Origin of the sequence: Streptomyces sp. NPDC060000 (genome assembly GCF_042737375.1) — a bacterium.
In the GTDB taxonomy this organism is placed as follows: Bacteria; Actinomycetota; Actinomycetes; order Streptomycetales; family Streptomycetaceae; genus Streptomyces.
In genome coordinates this window covers 1-15,785 of the sequence record NZ_JBHWUU010000070.1, presented here as the reverse complement: position 1 = coordinate 15,785, position 15,785 = coordinate 1, and the positions used below count along the sequence as shown (strand labels likewise).

Annotated in this window: 9 protein-coding genes; 3 read left to right on the top strand and 6 right to left on the bottom strand. The window is 72.0% G+C overall.

Annotation, left to right across the window (positions count from 1 at the left end; all coding sequences use genetic code 11):
• Positions 1-157: 157 nt before the first annotated feature.
• From ACFWBB_RS31205 to ACFWBB_RS31195, 3 genes are read right to left on the bottom strand one after another with little or no spacing between them, the layout of a single operon-like run.
• Entirely contained in the window at positions 158-1,093 is a 936-nt protein-coding gene (locus ACFWBB_RS31205; RefSeq protein ID WP_385278993.1) for a carbohydrate ABC transporter permease, read from the bottom strand.
• Positions 1,090-2,124: an ABC transporter permease gene (locus ACFWBB_RS31200; protein ID WP_385278991.1), complete on the bottom strand. Its 1,035-nt coding sequence runs from the start codon at positions 2,122-2,124 to the stop codon at positions 1,090-1,092. Before ACFWBB_RS31200 ends, ACFWBB_RS31205 begins: the two co-directional genes overlap by 4 nt.
• Before the next feature lie 25 nt (positions 2,125-2,149).
• Entirely contained in the window at positions 2,150-3,853 is a 1,704-nt protein-coding gene (locus tag ACFWBB_RS31195) for an extracellular solute-binding protein (RefSeq protein ID WP_385278989.1), read from the bottom strand.
• A gap of 324 nt (positions 3,854-4,177) precedes the next feature.
• Between ACFWBB_RS31195 and ACFWBB_RS31190 the strand changes: the two genes are divergently transcribed.
• Positions 4,178-7,075, top strand: coding sequence for a glycoside hydrolase family 3 C-terminal domain-containing protein (locus tag ACFWBB_RS31190; RefSeq protein ID WP_385278987.1), 2,898 nt, complete (start codon positions 4,178-4,180; stop codon positions 7,073-7,075).
• 134 nt (positions 7,076-7,209) lie between these two features.
• Here ACFWBB_RS31190 and ACFWBB_RS31185 read toward each other — a convergent pair whose 3' ends face one another.
• From ACFWBB_RS31185 to gabT, 3 genes are all read right to left on the bottom strand, one after another.
• Positions 7,210-8,655: an aldehyde dehydrogenase family protein gene (locus ACFWBB_RS31185; protein WP_385279056.1), complete on the bottom strand. Its 1,446-nt coding sequence runs from the start codon at positions 8,653-8,655 to the stop codon at positions 7,210-7,212.
• Between the two features lie 38 nt (positions 8,656-8,693).
• Positions 8,694-9,470, bottom strand: coding sequence for a phosphatase PAP2 family protein (locus tag ACFWBB_RS31180; RefSeq protein ID WP_385278985.1), 777 nt, complete (start codon positions 9,468-9,470; stop codon positions 8,694-8,696).
• A 443-nt stretch (positions 9,471-9,913) separates the two neighbouring features.
• Positions 9,914-11,248: a 4-aminobutyrate--2-oxoglutarate transaminase gene (gene gabT, locus ACFWBB_RS31175; RefSeq protein WP_385278983.1), complete on the bottom strand. Its 1,335-nt coding sequence runs from the start codon at positions 11,246-11,248 to the stop codon at positions 9,914-9,916.
• A gap of 237 nt (positions 11,249-11,485) precedes the next feature.
• Between gabT and ACFWBB_RS31170 the strand changes: the two genes are divergently transcribed.
• Both ACFWBB_RS31170 and ACFWBB_RS31165 read left to right on the top strand, forming a co-directional pair.
• The gene (locus tag ACFWBB_RS31170) at positions 11,486-13,867 is read left to right on the top strand and encodes an ATP/GTP-binding protein (RefSeq protein WP_385278981.1); all 2,382 of its coding nucleotides are present in this window, start codon (positions 11,486-11,488) and stop codon (positions 13,865-13,867) included.
• A 122-nt stretch (positions 13,868-13,989) separates the two neighbouring features.
• Positions 13,990-15,618, top strand: coding sequence for a PucR family transcriptional regulator (locus tag ACFWBB_RS31165; RefSeq protein WP_385278979.1), 1,629 nt, complete (start codon positions 13,990-13,992; stop codon positions 15,616-15,618).
• Positions 15,619-15,785: the final 167 nt, after the last annotated feature.

Sequence of the window (15,785 nt, the reverse complement as noted above, 5' to 3'; positions counted from 1 at the left end):
CCCGTGCCGCCCGGGGGTCCCCCAGGCCCTTGAGGCGCTGAGGGAGGCACGATTGCCCGCAGCCGGGGCGTCTTCAGGATGGGGGAACTGCGCGATCAGCCCCGACCCGCCCGCGGCCGAAGTACGACAGTCCGCCGCCCCTCGCCCCGAAGGGACGTCAGCCCTTGACCGCCCCCGTCAGCATCCCCTTCTTGAAGTGCTTCTGGACGAACGGCGACAGCACCGCCACCGGCAGCAGAGCCATCACCATGACCGCCATCTGCACGGCCAGCCCCGACAGCTGCCCCGTCTTGATCGCCTGCCCCAGCCCGACCGGCGCCTCCTGCTTCTGCACCAGCTGGATCATGACGTTCTGCAGCGGCATCATGTCCTGGTCGTTGAGGTACAGGGACGCGTTGAACCAGGCACTCCAGTACCCGACGGCGTAGAACAGCGTGATGACGGCCAGCACCGCCCTCGACAGCGGCATGACGATCTGCCAGAGGATCCGGAAGTCCCCCGCCCCGTCGATCCGCGCGCTGTCGACGAGCTCCTGCGAGATCCCCATGAAGAAGCCGCGCAGGACCAGGATGTTGAACACGCTGATCGCGCTCGGGAGGATCAGCGCGAGGTAGGTGTCCATCAGGCCCAGGGACTGCACCAGCAGGTAGGTCGGGATCAGGCCCGCGCTGAAGAACATGGTCGCCAGCAGGACCATCAGGATCCAGCGGTGACCGAGCGAGCCCGAGCGGGAGAGACCGTAGGCGCACAGGACGGAGACGCCCATCGAGAAGAGCGTGCCGACGAGGGTGATGAGGACGCTGATGACCGCCGCACGGGTGACCTGTCCGCCGCTGAGCAGTTCCCGGTAGGCGATGAAGGTGATCCCCTTGGGCACCATCACCAGCCCGCCGGCCTCGTCGATGGTCTTCCGTGAGGAGAGGCTGGTGACGAGGACGATCCACAGCGGGAAGAGGATCGCCAGGCAGGCGAAGGCCAGGGCGATGCCCTTGCCGGCGAGGCCGGCCCCGCTGGGCTTCTCCTCCCACACGGGCCGCGGCGGCGCGGCCCACCGGCCGGGTGTGCGCACGGGTTTGTCGGTCACGGCGGTCACTTCTGGTACACCCCCTGCTCGCCCATGAGATGGGCCACCTTGTTCGCGACGAGCACCAGCCCCAGGCTGATGACGCCCTTGATCAGACCGGCGGCGGCCGCGTAGCCGAAGTCCTGGTTGCGGACGCCGTTCCACCACACGAAGGTGTCGAGGACCTCCGACGCCCCTGGTCCGACCGCGTCACGCTGGAGCAGGATCTGTTCGAAGCCCACCGTCAGCGCGTCACCCACCCGCAGCACCAGCAGCAGCGCGATCACCGGGCGCAGGGCCGGCAGCGTCACGTGCCACATCCGGCGCCAGCGGTTCGCGCCGTCCATCGCGGCGGCCTCGTACAGGTCGGGGTTGACCGAGGCCAGTGCGGCGAGGAAGACGATGATGCCCCAGCCGGCGTCCTTCCAGACGCTCTGCGCGGTGATCAGGAACTTGAAGGTATCCGGGTCGGTCATGATGTCGATGCCGTCGTACCCGTGCTGCCGCAGCAGCTGCGAGAGGAGCCCCGCGCCGCCGAACAGCTGCTGGAACACGGCGATGACCAGCACCCAGGAGAAGAAGTGCGGCAGGTAGAGGATCGCCTGCGACACCGCCCGGATCCGGGGCCTGACCACGCTGTTGATGAGCAGCGCGAGCATGATCGGGATCGGGAAGTAGAGCAACAGCTGGAGGAAGAACAGCACCAGGGTGTTCTGGACGGCCTCCCAGAAGGCCGAGTCCTCGAAGAGCCGCTGGAAGTTCTCCACCCCCACCCAGGGGCTGTGGAAGATGGCGACGATCCCGTTGTCGCTGATGTAGGGGTCGTAGTCCTGGAAGGCGACCACGTTGCCGAGAATCGGCACGTAGTTGAAGAGCAGGATGAGGACGATGGCCGGAAGCGTCATCAGCAGCAGGACGCGGTCCCGTCTGAGCCTGACCCGCAGACCCAGCTTCCCGGAGGACCGTTTCCCCTGGGGGCCGGTGGCGCCGCCGGGCGCCACCGGGGTCTTTCCCGTCTCGTCGGCCTCGGCCCTGCTCCGAGGCACCGTGCTGTGCGACACGGCCGTTCTCCTCGCCTCGCTGCCGTCAGCTCGTCGCCGTGCCGTTGTCGTCGAGCAGCTTCTGGTACCAGGCGCGCAGCTCGTCGCCGCCCTTCTTCTTCCAGTCGGAGACGGCCGCCTGCATGTCGCTGACCTTCTTGCGGCCGCGGACGATGTCGTCCTCCAGCTGCTCGAAGTTGTTGGAGAGGTTGGTCCAGCGGCTGGGCTCGGTGATCTGCATGCCGTAGAAGGCCGACTTCCTGGTGAAGGCGCCCATCCGCTGCTGCCACTCGACCTGGCCCTTGGCGATGTCCGGGAAGTCGGGGTGGGCGATGGTCGAGGCCGGGCTCGCGACCATCACGAAGGCGTTGAGGACCTCCTGGTTGCCCTTGTCGTTCTTGACGGGCACCCCGTCCTTGACGCTGTAGTGCGTGCCCTCCACCCCGTAGTTGGTGAGCATGTACTCCTTGGTGCCGTACGGGGCGGCGGTGACGTTGGCGACGGCCAGCACATCGCGGATGACGGCCTCGGAGGCCTTCTTGTTGACGAAGGCGAAGATGTTGGCCGGCTGGGTGGCGTAGATGACCGGGTCGGCGCCGCCGTGGCCGAAGATGTCCATGCCCCAGATCCGGAAGTCCGGGTTCTGGGCGGCCTGCGAGGCCTGCTGCCCGTACCAGCTGGAGATGTCGTTGTTGTAGATGAGGAACTCGCCGGCGGCGAACTTGGTGCTCGGGTCGACGGCCTGGCTCTTGCCCAGCTTGAAGTCCGGGTGCACGTAACCGGCGGCGAACAGCTTGCGGGTCCACTCCAGCGCTTCGAGGTAGGAGTCCAGCTCGATGCGGTTGATCAGTTTGTCGCCCTCGAGGATCCAGCCGAGCGGCTTCTCCCCGCCGGACGGAACTCCGAAGCTGTTGAACGCGGTCCACTTCATGTCGCCGCAGGCCCACACCTTGGCCTTGGCGTTGGTGATCTCCTTGGCCAGGGCCGTGAACTCGTCCGTCGTCGTCGGGACCTCGTAGCCGTTCTTGTCGAAGAGGTCCTTGCGGTAGAAGGGCACGATGTTGGTGACGTAGGAGGACGGCATCGGCAGACCGCGCAGCTTGCCGCCGAAGAGGGAGCGCTGCCAGGCGTCGGTCGGGATCGCCGCGAGGTTCGGGTACTCCTTGACCTTGTCACCGGACAGGTACGGGCCCAGGTCGGCGAACTTGCTGAGGATGGCGCTGGGTATCTTCCCGCCCATGTTCCAGCCGGGGACGACCACCACGTCCGGCACGTCGCTGGAGGCGAGCACGGCGCCGAGCTTCTGGTCGTAGGTGTTGCCGTCCTGGTTCTGCCAGACGACGTCGACGCCGATGAGCGCGTTCATCGCCGCGTAGTAGGCGTTGCCGCTCTTCGGCGGCGAGCCCCAGAAGGGCGACATGATCGTGACCTTGCCGCCCTTGCCGAGCTTCGTCGGCACCGAGGTCTTCAGCGTGGCGAGGTCGAGCTTGCTGCTGAAGCCGACCGAGGAGCCGTTCTTCGACGGGATGTCGGGCGTCACCACATTGGAGGCGACGTACGCCGGGAGGATCTTCTTGGCGTCCTTGCCCGAGGTGGTGCCGTCGCGCGAGCCGCCGTCCGTACCGCCGCAGGCGGCAAGCAACGGCATCCCTCCCGCCACCGCGGCGGTGGCGACCGCCGTGGAGGCGAGGAAGCTTCTCCGGCTGGGCCCGGAAGGACCAGCGGAGAGGGAAGCGGCGTTCGGCGTCATTGCGTCAACCCTTCATGGCGCACCAGGACACCCGGCGGTGGCCGTCGGCTGCGGTGTCTCGAGTGGAACTGGCTGAGCTGAAGCGGTCCTTCGACGCAGGTGCGGTGCTTATCAGTCGAAGCGCTTCGATGTTGCTGCGAGGTTAAGTGAACACCCTGGGGTGCACAAGGGCCGTCCCCAACATTCCTCCGAGGTGTCAGGGGTGACCCCTCCTCATGTGCTGCTTGAAATAGCGGTGAAGTCCCCTTGACACCCACCCCACCGTCGAATGAGCATCGAAGCGCTTCGAAAGAGCCCTCCGCTCCATCGCAAAGGGATCCCCACGTGACCGCACACACGCCGCCCACGCCGCCTTTCCGCGATCCGCAGCTGCCGTTCGCGAAGCGCATCGACGATCTGCTGTCCCGGCTGACCCCCGAGGAGAAGGTCTCCTTCCTGCACCAGTTCGCACCCGCCGTCGAGCGTCTCGGCATCGCCGCGTTCCGCACCGGCCAGGAGGCGCTGCACGGCGTCGCCTGGATGGGCCCCGCGACGGTGTTCCCGCAGGCGGTGGGCCTGGGCGCGACCTGGAACACCGACCTCGTGCGCCGGATCGGCGAGGCCGTGTCCAAGGAGGTCCGGGCGATGCGCGCCCGCGACGAGCGGGTGGGCCTGAACGTCTGGTCCCCCACCGTCAACCTGCTGCGCCACCCCCTGTGGGGCCGCAACGAGGAGGGCTACTCCGAGGACCCCCGGCTGACCTCCGCCATCGCCACCGCCTACACACACGGGCTGCGCGGTGACCATCCGACGTACTGGCGCACGGCCCCGGTCCTCAAGCACTGGCTGGCCCACAACAACGAGACCGGCCGGGACGTCACCTCGTCCTCGGTCCGTCCGCGCGTGCTGCACGAGTACGATCTGCGCGCCTTCCGCGGATGCGTCGAGGCGGGCGCGGTGGCCGGGGTGATGCCGGCGTACAACCTGGTCAACGGTCGCCCCAACCATGTCTCGCCCTTTCTGCGCGAGCATCTGCGCGCCTGGACCGACGAGGAGCTGCTGGTCTGCTCGGACGCGGGCGCGCCCTCCAACCTGGTGGATTCCGAGCACTACTTCGACACCCACGAGGAGGCGACGGCGGCCGCGCTCGTGGCCGGCGTGGACAGCTTCACCGACCACGGCACGGACAGCTCGAAGATCGTCGCCCGGGTCGAGGGCGCCCTGGAGCGGGGCCTGCTGAGCGAGGCCGACGTCGACGCCGCGGTCCGCCGCCAGCTCTCGGTCCGCTTCCGGCTGGGCGAGTTCGACCCGCACTACGACCCGCACGCCGGCACCGGCGAGTTCGACTCCCCGGCCCATCGCACGCTCGCCGGGGAGGCCGCCGAGCAGGCGATCGTCCTGCTGCGCAACGACGGTGTGCTGCCGCTGGCCCCCGACACCCGGATCGCGGTGGTCGGCCTGCTCGCCGACGAGTGCAAGCTCGACTGGTACAGCGGCACGCTGCTGCACCGCTCCACCCCTCTGGAGGGCCTCTACGAGCGGTTCGGCGCCGAGCGCGTGGAGTTCGCGGAGGGCGTGGACCGGGTCCTGCTCAAGACCTCCGCCGGGACGTTCCTGAAGGTCCCCACCGCCCCCGAGGCGACCGACGAGGTGCGCGGCGCCGAGGGCGCCCTCGACCCGGCGCTGCTCGCGGGCCGCACCGACCTCCCGCCGCTGACCACGGACGCGACCGGTACGGAGCTCGCGCTCGTCGACTGGGGCGAGGGCGTGCTGACGCTGCGCGCGCCCGACGGCCGCTACCTCTCCGTCGCCGAGGGCGGCTACCTGCGCGCCTCCGCCGACCAGCCCGGCGGCTGGGTCGTCCAGGAGACGTTCCGCCTGGTCCCGCAGGCGGACGCCGACGGGAACACCCACGGCTACGGACACGGCAACGGTCACCTCCTGCTGCATCTGGGAACGGGTCGCCCTGTCTGTGTCGCCGCCGACGGCGTCAGGGTTGCCGGGCCGGACGAGGAGAATCACGAGGTCGACACGGTCGTCGAAGTGGTCGTCGTCGAATCCGGCGAGGACGCGGTGACCCGGGTCACGGCCGGGGCCGACGTGGTCGTGGTCGTGGCGGGCAACGACCCGCACATCAACGGACGGGAGACCGAGGACCGCACCACGCTGCGGCTGCCGGCCCACCAGGAGCGGCTGCTGGCGGCCGCCCGGGCGGCGGACGCGCGCACGGTGCTGGCCCTGGTGTCGGCGTATCCGTACGCGATCGAACCGGGCCCGCTGTCCGCGGTGCTGTGGACGGCGCACGGCGGCCAGGCCGCGGGCACCGCTCTCGCGCGGGTCCTGGCCGGCGACGTCTCCCCGGCCGGACGCCTCCCGCAGACCTGGTACGCCGACGACGCCGATCTGCCCGATCTCCTCGACTACGACGTGATCGGCTCCCGTCAGACGTACCTGTACTTCGAGGGCGCCGCGCTGTTCCCGTTCGGGCACGGCCTGTCGTACGCGTCGTTCTCCTACGCGGACCTGGCGGTGCGGGTCGAGGACGGCAGGGCGCGGGTCTCCTGCACGGTGACCAACACCGGCGACATGACGGCCGACGAGGTCGCCCAGCTCTACACCCGCGCCGTGGACCCCTCGGTCACCCGGCCGCACCGCGAGCTGCTCGACCACCGCCGGGTCACGCTCGCCCCCGGCGCGCGGGCGGAGCTGTCCTTCGACGTCCCACTGTCCGCCTTCGCCTTCTGGGACGTGGCGCAGGGCCGGTGGCGCCTGGAGTCCGGCCCGTACGACCTCCTGGTCGGCGCGTCCAGCACGGACGTCCGGCTGTGGACGACGGTCACGCTCGAGGGCGAACCGCCCGTCCCGCGCCCGGTCCGCCGACGCGGCCTGGACGCCGTCGACTTCGACGAGCAGAGCGGCGTCGAGATCGTCGACCGTACGAAGGTGTCGGGGGACGCGGTGACGCCGGTGTCGGGCGGGACGGGCGAACTGGTCTACCGTTCCTGCGACTTCGGCACGGACGGCGGCACGAAGGGCGTGACGGTGACGGCGTCCGGCGCGGGCACGGTGGAGCTGTTCCTCGACGGCGGCCCGGTCCTGGCCACGCTGACGGTGGCCGCGCCCACGCCGGGACCGTACGACTACGTCACCGTCGACGCGGCCCTGACCGCCGAGGGCGTCCGCGACCTGCGCATCGGACTGCGCGGCCCACTGCGGCTCGCGCACGTCGGCTTCTCCGGCTGAGGGTCCGGAGGAAGCCGGCACGAAGAAGGGGCCCGGCACCGGAAGGCATCGGTGCCGGACCCCTTCGGGGACGGCGTTCGAACGCCGACCTCGAGGTTACATGAAAATGGTTCCCATTAACGGGGGTGGGAGCCTCAGAGCGCGAGCCCCGTCAGGACCAGCACCCGCTCGTACGTGTAGTCCTCCATCGCGAACCTGACGCCCTCGCGGCCCACCCCGGACTGCTTGGCACCGCCGTACGGCATCTGGTCGGCGCGGTAGGAGGGCACGTCTCCGACGATGACACCGCCGACCTCCAGCGCCCGGTGGGCGCGGAAGGCGACCTGGATGTCGTGCGTGAACACGCCCGCCTGGAGGCCGTACTTGGAGGAGTTGACGGCCGCGAAGGCCTCGGCCTCGCCGTCCACCCTGGTCACGGTGAGGACCGGTCCGAAGACCTCCTCGCAGGCGAGGGTGGTGTCCGCGGGGACGTCGGTGAGGACGGTCGGCGCGTAGGAGGCGCCGTCGCGCTTGCCGCCCGTGAGGAGGGCGGCGCCCGCCGCGACGGCCTCGTCCACCCAGGTCTCGACGCGCTTGGCCGCGTCCTCGCTGACCAGCGGGCCCACGTCGGTCTTGTCGTCGGCGGGGTCGCCGGTGACCTGGGCCTCGACGGCGGCGACGATGCGCGGCAGCAGCCGGTCGTACACGGAGGCGTCCGCGATGACCCGCTGCACCGAGATGCAGGACTGGCCGCCCTGGTAGTTGGAGAAGGTCGCGATGCGGGTGGCGGCCCAGTCGAGGTCGGCGTCGCTCGCGAAGTCGCCGAGGACGACGGCCGCGCCGTTGCCGCCCAGCTCCAGGGTGCAGTGCTTGCGCGGCACCGAGTCCATGATCGCGTAACCGACCTTCTCGGAACCGGTGAAGGAGATGACCGGCAGACGCTCGTCCTGGACGAGGGCGGGCATGCGCTCGTTGGAGACCGGCAGGATGCTCCAGGAGCCGGCCGGCAGCTCGGTCTCGGCGAGCAGGTCACCGATGATCAGGCCGGACAGCGGGGTCGCCGGGGCCGGCTTGAGGATGATCGGCGCGCCGGCCGCGATCGCCGGGGCGACCTTGTGGGCGCACAGGTTCAGCGGGAAGTTGAACGGCGCGATACCCAGCACGACACCCTTGGGGAAGCGCCGGGTGAGGGCGAGACGCCCCTGGCCGCCGGCGTCGGTGTCGAGGCGCTGGGCCTCGCCCCCGTTGAACCGCCGGGCCTCCTCGGCGGCGAACCGGAACACGGAGACGGCCCGGCCCACCTCCCCGCGCGCCCACTTGACCGGCTTGCCGTTCTCGGCGGAGATCAGCCGGGCGATCTCCTCGGTGCGCTCGGCGAGCCGCTTGCTGACGTGGTCGAGGGCGGCGGCGCGCACATGGGCCGGGGTCGCGGCGAACTCGTCCCGCACGGCGTGAGCGGCGGCCACTGCCTCCTCGACCTGCGCGTCCGTCGGGACGCTGACCTGGGCGACGAGCCGGCCGTCCCACGGGGAGGTGACGTCGAAGCTGTCCTCGCCGGTGACCTGGCGGCCGGCGAGCCAGAAGGCGTGGGTGGCCCCCACGTTCTTTTCCTGGGGCATGGTGAGTCCGGCCCTTCCGCTTAGGGGGTGTCCTGTGGCTTTCGTGCTCCACCGTAGGTGCGGGAAGCGGAAGGGTCGCTTGTCCGAGTCGTACGGGTGGACGGCCGGGGTTCGCCGGTTTGGCGCGGTCGGCCCGGCCCGCTGCCGCCCGGCCCGCTGCCCGGCCCTGCCGCCGTCCCGCGCCCCGACCGCGCCGGCGAGAGCCAGAACGCGCCGAGCAGCACCGAGCACAGACACCAGCTGGCCACGACGTCCAGCGGCCAGTGGTAACCCCGCCGGACCAGGCCGAAGGAGACGGCCAGGACGAGGAGAGCGCTCATGGCGACGGCCAGCCGCCGGGCGAGCGCCGAGCGCAGCCACGGCAGCAGGATCAGCACCGCCGAGCCGTAGGCGACGGCCGCCGTCGCCGTGTGCCCGGAGGGGTAGTAGCCGGTGGCCGGTGGCACGGCGGGCGTACCGGGCCGGTCGGTCCACTCCTTCAGGGGGACGACGATCAGCGGCACCAGCAGCATCAGGCCGAGCGCCGCGAGGGACGGCGTCCACCACCGCGCCTCACCCGCCGCTCTCGCCCGCCACGCCACGTACCCGGCGACCAGCACCAGTACGGGCACCGCGACCTGCACCTCGCCGAGGTCGGCCAGCAGCTCGGAGGACCGGCCGGGACGCACGAGGTCGCCGCTGAGGCGCTCGTCCAGCCGCAGGAGCGGCCCGTCGGCGGCGACCTGCCAGGTGATCAGCGCGAAGAGCAGGGCGGGCGGCAGGAGGCCGAGGAAGGCGCGGTTCGGGCGGGACGGCATGGGTCCCAGCTTGTCAGGAGCGGCCGGCCGGCCGAAAAGGGTCCCGGATCGAAAAAAGACCCCGGAGCGAATCCGGGGTCTGTGGTCTGCACCAGAGAAGGAGGTCGGCCACCCCGGAACAGGGGGGTGGTTCCGGGGTGGCCGTCCGGACCGGAAACCGGCCGCCCCGGGGGGTTTGGGGCGGGCGGCCGTCCGATCGGAGTGGAGCTCCGAAGCCGGAAGCTCCGGTTGTGTGCGCGAGGGCACGACCAGGTCGAAGCTGGGGAGGCCCCGGCCCGGTGTCCGTCCACAGTCCCCTGTGGACGGGGTGTATCTCTCATCTGGTGAAGAACCTACGGCAGTGACCGGCGGTAAGACAGGCCGTATTCCGTCCCGCCATCCTCCTCGCACACGTTCTTCACACGCTCTGCGGCCGATGGGAATCAGCTGTGCGAGCCCCGTGCTCAGATGCGCGTGAAAGCCTGCTCGATGATGTCGAGGCCCTCGTTCAGCAGGTCCTCGCCGATGACCAGCGGCGGCAGGAAGCGCAGCACGTTGCCGTAGGTGCCACAGGTCAGGACCAGCAGGCCCTCCTGGTGGCAGGCCTTGGCGAGCGCGGCGGTCGCCTCGGGGTTCGGCTCCTTCGTCGCACGGTCCTTGACCAGCTCGATCGCGATCATCGCGCCCCGCCCGCGGATGTCGCCGATGACCTCGAACTTCTCGGCCATGGCGGTGAGGCGGCCCTTCATGACGGCCTCGATGTGCTTCGCCCTGGCGTTGAGGTCGAGCTCCTTCATCGTCTCGATCGCGCCGAGCGCGCCCGCGCAGGCGACCGGGTTGCCGCCGTAGGTGCCGCCCAGGCCGCCCGCGTGCGGGGCGTCCATGATCTCGGCGCGGCCGGTCACGGCGGCGAGCGGCAGACCGCCCGCGATGCCCTTGGCCGTCGTGATCAGGTCCGGGACGATGCCCTCGTCCTCGCAGGCGAACCACTGGCCGGTGCGGCAGAAGCCCGACTGGATCTCGTCGGCGACGAAGACGATGCCGTTGTCGGCGGCGAACTTGCTGATGGCCGGAAGGAAGCCCTTGGCGGGCTCGATGAAGCCGCCCTCGCCGAGCACCGGCTCGATGATGATCGCGGCCACGTTGTCCGCGCCGACCTGCTTGGTGATCTCGTCGATGGCCTGCGCGGCGGCCTCGGGGCCCGCGTGCTCGGCGCCGGTGGGCCAGCGGTAGCCGTAGGCGACCGGGACGCGGTAGACCTCGGGCGCGAACGGGCCGAAGCCGTGCTTGTACGGCATGTTCTTCGCCGTCAGCGCCATGGTGAGGTTCGTACGGCCGTGGTAGCCGTGGTCGAAGACGACCACCGCCTGCCGCTTGGTGTAGGAACGGGCGATCTTGACGGCGTTCTCGACCGCCTCGGCACCGCTGTTGAAGAGCGCGGACTTCTTGGCGTGGTCACCCGGGGTGAGCTCGGCGAGGGCCTCGGCGACCTCCACGTAGCCCTCGTAGGGGGTGACCATGAAACAGGTGTGGGTGAAGTCGGCGAGCTGGGCGGTGGCCCGTCGTACGACGGCCTCGGCGGAGGCGCCGACGGACGTCACGGCGATGCCGGAGCCGAAGTCGATCAGCCGGTTGCCGTCGACGTCCTCGATGATGCCGCCGCCCGCGCGCGTGGTGAAGACGGGGAGCACCGAACCCACGCCGGCCGCGACCGCGGCGGTGCGACGGGCCTGAAGTTCCTGCGACTTCGGGCCGGGGATGGCGGTGACGATGCGGCGCTCCTGCGGAAGGGCGGTCATGAGGGGCTCCTGGGGTTTTGCGGACACTTTCGTTCTTTTCTCGCAGGCTAGGACGGGGAGTGGGGGGTGGGCATGCTCCATGTGGGCGGTGTCGGCGGGGCGGCTTGTCCGTCATGGACAGTGCGCTCGGACCGTGATCGTCACGGGCCCGGCCGCGTAAGCGGTGAACTCCCCTTGTGGGCGCGTTAGATTGACTCGCTGATGGTGGACGGAACGGCTGGTCAGGGGGCAGGACCGATGGACAGCGACGGGACGCAGGACGCGCGGGGTACGCATGCGAATCCCGTGCCGCGCCCGGCGGGACCGCCGCGGCCGCCCTCGACACCACCGCGGCCGGACCGGGCGCCCGGCGTCCCACCTGCGGGTACGCCCTCCCCGCGGGCCTCGTCCGGCGTCGCCGGCTGGCTCGACGAGGAGCGGCCCACGGCCCGGACGGGCATCTGGCGCTTCGGGTACCGGCCGCCGAAGGCCGCGCGGACGGCTGAGCGGCTCGCGCCGGTGACGGTCGTCGGCATGCTGGTGCCGCTGGTGGTCGCGCTGGTGCTCTGGTCGCTGTGGCGCCGGGGCGGCCTGCCGTACCAGTTCACCCTGCTGCGGCTGTTCACCCCGGGCGACTGGTGGTGGGGCGGCACGATCGCCTCCCCGAAGTCCATGGAGGGCGCCGAGGCGCGCGTGGTGTACGACGGTGTGTTCTTCGCCGTCCTCGTCTACACCATGGGCCGGCTGGGCAGCTGGCCGCACGCCGTAAGGCACTTCGTCGGCCGCAGGCCGCAGCCCGCGCGGGCTGTCGCCGCCCTGCTGGGCGCGCTCGCCGCCCTCAGTCTCGTCTTCCCCGGCGCCTTCGGGGTCGGCTGGGACGCCCTGCCCGTCGTCGACCCCCTGTTCTCGCTGATCGTGCTGATCTCCGGCAGCTACGACCTGTTCGCCTCGCCCCTGTTCACGAACGCGCTGTACGCGGTCATCACGCTGCTGGTGGTGTGGCCGTTCGCACGTCTCGGTGGCTGGCTGCCGTACGTGCAGGAACGACTCGCCGCCCGGCGCGCCGGGCCCGGCCAGGTCCAGCCCGCTGCCGAGCGGCCGCGCGCCCAGTGGCCCGAGCTGCGCGACGCCGGGCAGTACGAGGCGGCCGAGCTGCTGACCGCCGAGGTGGCCGCCGGCCGGATGAACGACGTGGACTGCGTGCGGGTGCGACGGGCGTGGACGGCGGGGCTCGCGGAGTTCCGGGACATCGTGCTGCGGCAGGGCGGGGCGGCCTGGGCCCATCCGTCCGGCGCCCGGGACCTGCCCCGGCGCACCGCGCGCCACGATCTGCTCACCGGGCAGGTGCGCGTCGGCCGCTGGGTGGCCGCCGAGCGCACCCCGGTCGCCTATCACGACGCCGGCGCCGCTCTCGGCCCGGATGTGCTGGGCACCTCGCTGCTCGCGGTCGGGCCGTCCGGGTCGGGCAAGACCAGGACCCTGATCGAGCCGCTGACCGAGGCGCTGGCCCTCCAGGCGCTCACCGGGGCGTGCGCCGTCGTCGCGGTGTCCTCACCCGGCAACGGCCCGCTCGGCTCCGACTCCGCGTTCGACGTGATCGTCCGGATCGGGGACCCGTCGTCCGTGCACGACCTGGACCCGTACGCGGAGTCCGACGATCCGGACGAGGCGGCGGCGATCCTCGCCGAGGCACTGGTCGGTGACCTCGACACGGTGAGCGGCCAGAGCGCGGCCACGGCGCTCGCCCAGCTGCTGGGCCCGTACCGGACCGCGCACGGCTGCTTCCCCACCCTCCCCGAGCTGCGCGAACTCCTGGAGGGTGAACCGGCGGCGCTGGCCGCGCTGCGCGCGGCCGTGGCCGGTGACGAGGTGATGCGGCGTGAGCTGGAGGCGCGGGTGCGGCAGACGGGGACACCGGGCGACGCGGGCCGGGCCCTCGCCGACCGGCTGGCGCTGCTGAACCGCCCGGTGTTCGCGGAGTTCTTCGGCGGCGGCAGCAACGCGCACCGGGCGTTCTCGCTGCGCGCGGTCGCCCACCACCCGCTGCGGGTCCGCGTCGACCTGCCCGAGCGGGGGCACGAGGAGGCCGCCCGGCTGATCACCCGGCTGGTCCTCGCCCAGTTCCACACCGTCGTACGGGAGCGGCGCGAGCACTTCGCCTGCCTGGTCCTGGACGACGCGACGGGCACCGTCACCGACGGGTCGGTGCGCCGGCTCCAGCGGCTGCGCTCGCAGAACGCGGGCGTGGTGCTCGCCCTGCGCACGATCGGCGACGTCCCGGAGGCGCTGCACGGGCCGCTGTACGGGGCCGTCGGCTGCCGGATGGCGTTCGCCGGCATCACCACCTGGGACGGCAGCAGGTTCGCCCAGACCTGGGGCACCGAGTGGGTGGAGACCACGGAGGTCGCCAAGCACACCGTCTTCGCCGACCAGCCGATGACCCGCGCCATCCACGCCCTGCGCAAGCTGGTGACCGGCAAGGCGGTGACCACGGACGCGGTGACCGTCCGCCAGGTCGAGCGGGAGCGCTGGTCGGCGTCCCGGCTGGCGCACGAGGTACCGGCCGGGCACGCGGTGCTGTCCCTGACGAGCGTGCGGGGCGAGCACGCGCCACCGCTGCTGGTGGATCTGCGGGACTGAAGCCGCGTCCGGGGACCGTACGGTGAGGCAGAATCGGGACAGGCCGTTCATACGCGGCGGCCAAAAGATCACCCCGCCCGTCACGCCGATCACCGTCGATCCCTCCCCGACCTGAAGGCCCCATGCCTCCCACGCTCGCCTCGCTCGTCCATCACTCCGCGCTGAAGCTGACCGTGCGGGCGGGCGAGGGCCGCCTGGACGTGCCGGTGCGCTGGGCGCACGTCAGCGAGCTCGCGGACCCCGTGCCGTACATGGAGGGCGGGGAGCTGCTGCTGATCACCGCGCTCAAGCTGGACGCGGAGGACCCGGAGGCCATGCGGCGCTATGTGCGGCGGCTGGCCAAGGCCGGGGTGGTCGGGCTGGGCTTCGCCGTCGGCGTCAACTACGAGGAGATCCCGAAGGCGCTCGTGGACGCGGCCGAGGAGGAGGGCCTGCCCCTGCTGGAGGTGCCGCGCCGCACGCCCTTCCTCGCGATCAGCAAGGCGGTGTCGGCGGCCATCTCGGCCGACCAGTACCGGGCGGTCACGGCCGGGTTCGCGGCCCAGCGCGAGCTGACGAGGCAGGCGCTGACGGACGGCCCCGAGGGGCTGCTCCGCGCGCTCGCCGCGCAGGTCGACGGGTGGGCGGCCCTGTACGACGCCTCGGGCGCCGTCGTGGCGGCCGCACCGGAGTGGGCGGGCCGGCGGGCTGCGCGGCTCACGGCGGAGGTGGAGCGGCTGCGGGAACGGCCGGCCCCGGCCTCGGCGGTGGCCGGCGGCAGTGGGAGCGGCCCGGATGGCTCCGCGGGCGACGGCCGGCACGACGACCGGGTCGAACTGCACTCCCTGGGCACCGGCCGGCGCCCACGCGCGGCGCTCGCCGTCGGCACCGCCTCGGCTCCAGGCACCGCCGAGCGGTACGCCGTCCACTCGGCCATCGCCCTGCTCACCCTCACCACGGAACGCTCCCGCTCCCTGCACGCGGCGCAGCAGCGGATCGGCGCGGCGGTGCTGCGCATGCTGCTGGCGGGTGAACCGGACCATGCGCGGGCCGTCGCCGGGGATCTGTACGGCGGCCTGCTGGACGCCCCGTTCCGGGTGATCGTCGCCGACTCGGCGACGGCCGCGGCCCATGCGGGCGGTGACCCCTTCGACGGTCTCACCGAGGCCGTCGAGTCGGCGGCCGCCCGGGCCGGGGAGGCCGTGCTGGTGGTGCCCGAGGGCGAGCGGCTGGTGGCACTGGTCACGGACGGCGGCGCGGCCGTGGCGGCGGGCACGCGGTACGCGGCGGCGCTGGAGGCCGCCCGGGCGGCCGGGGGCGTCGGGCCCTCCGACGCCGGCGAGGAGGACGGACTCGTCGTGGGTCTGTCCGCGCCGGCCGGGCCGATCGCGGCGGCGGCCGCGTACAAGCAGGCCGAGCAGGCACTGTCGGTGGCGCGGCGCCGGGGCCGGATCCTCGTGGAGCACGAGCAGCTCGCGGCGGGCTCCGTGCTGCCCCTGCTCGCGGACGACGCGGTGAAGGCGTTCGCGGACGGCCTGCTGCGAGCCCTGCACGAACACGACGCGACCGGCCGGGGCGACCTGGTGGCCTCCCTGCGGGCCTGGCTCTCCCGCCACGGCCAGTGGGACGCGGCGGCGGCCGACCTGGGCGTCCACCGGCACACCCTGCGCTACCGGATGCGGCGGGTGGAGGAGATCCTCGGCCGTTCCCTGGACGACCCGGACGTCCGGATGGAACTGTGGCTGGCGCTGAAGGCGACGTCGGCGGAGTAGCACGACAGCAGGGCCGCAGGCCGCAGGGCCGCAGGGCCGCAGGCCGCAGGGCCGCAGGGCCGCAGGCCGCAGGGCCGCAGGGCCGCAGGGCCGCAGGGCCGCAGGGCCGCAGGGCCGCAGGGCCGCAGGGCCGCAGGGCCGCAGGGCCGCAGGGCCGCAGGGCCGCA

Bases quoted from the DNA above. Each gene is read 5' to 3' on its own strand.
- ACFWBB_RS31195 (WP_385278989.1), bottom strand. From the start codon at position 3,853: ATGACGCCGAACGCCGCTTCCCTCTCCGCTGGTCCTTCCGGGCCCAGC.
- ACFWBB_RS31180 (WP_385278985.1), bottom strand. From the start codon at position 9,470: ATGCCGTCCCGCCCGAACCGCGCCTTCCTCGGCCTCCTGCCGCCCGCC.
- gabT (WP_385278983.1), bottom strand. From the start codon at position 11,248: ATGACCGCCCTTCCGCAGGAGCGCCGCATCGTCACCGCCATCCCCGGC.
- ACFWBB_RS31170 (WP_385278981.1), top strand. From the start codon at position 11,486: ATGGACAGCGACGGGACGCAGGACGCGCGGGGTACGCATGCGAATCCC.
- ACFWBB_RS31165 (WP_385278979.1), top strand. From the start codon at position 13,990: ATGCCTCCCACGCTCGCCTCGCTCGTCCATCACTCCGCGCTGAAGCTG.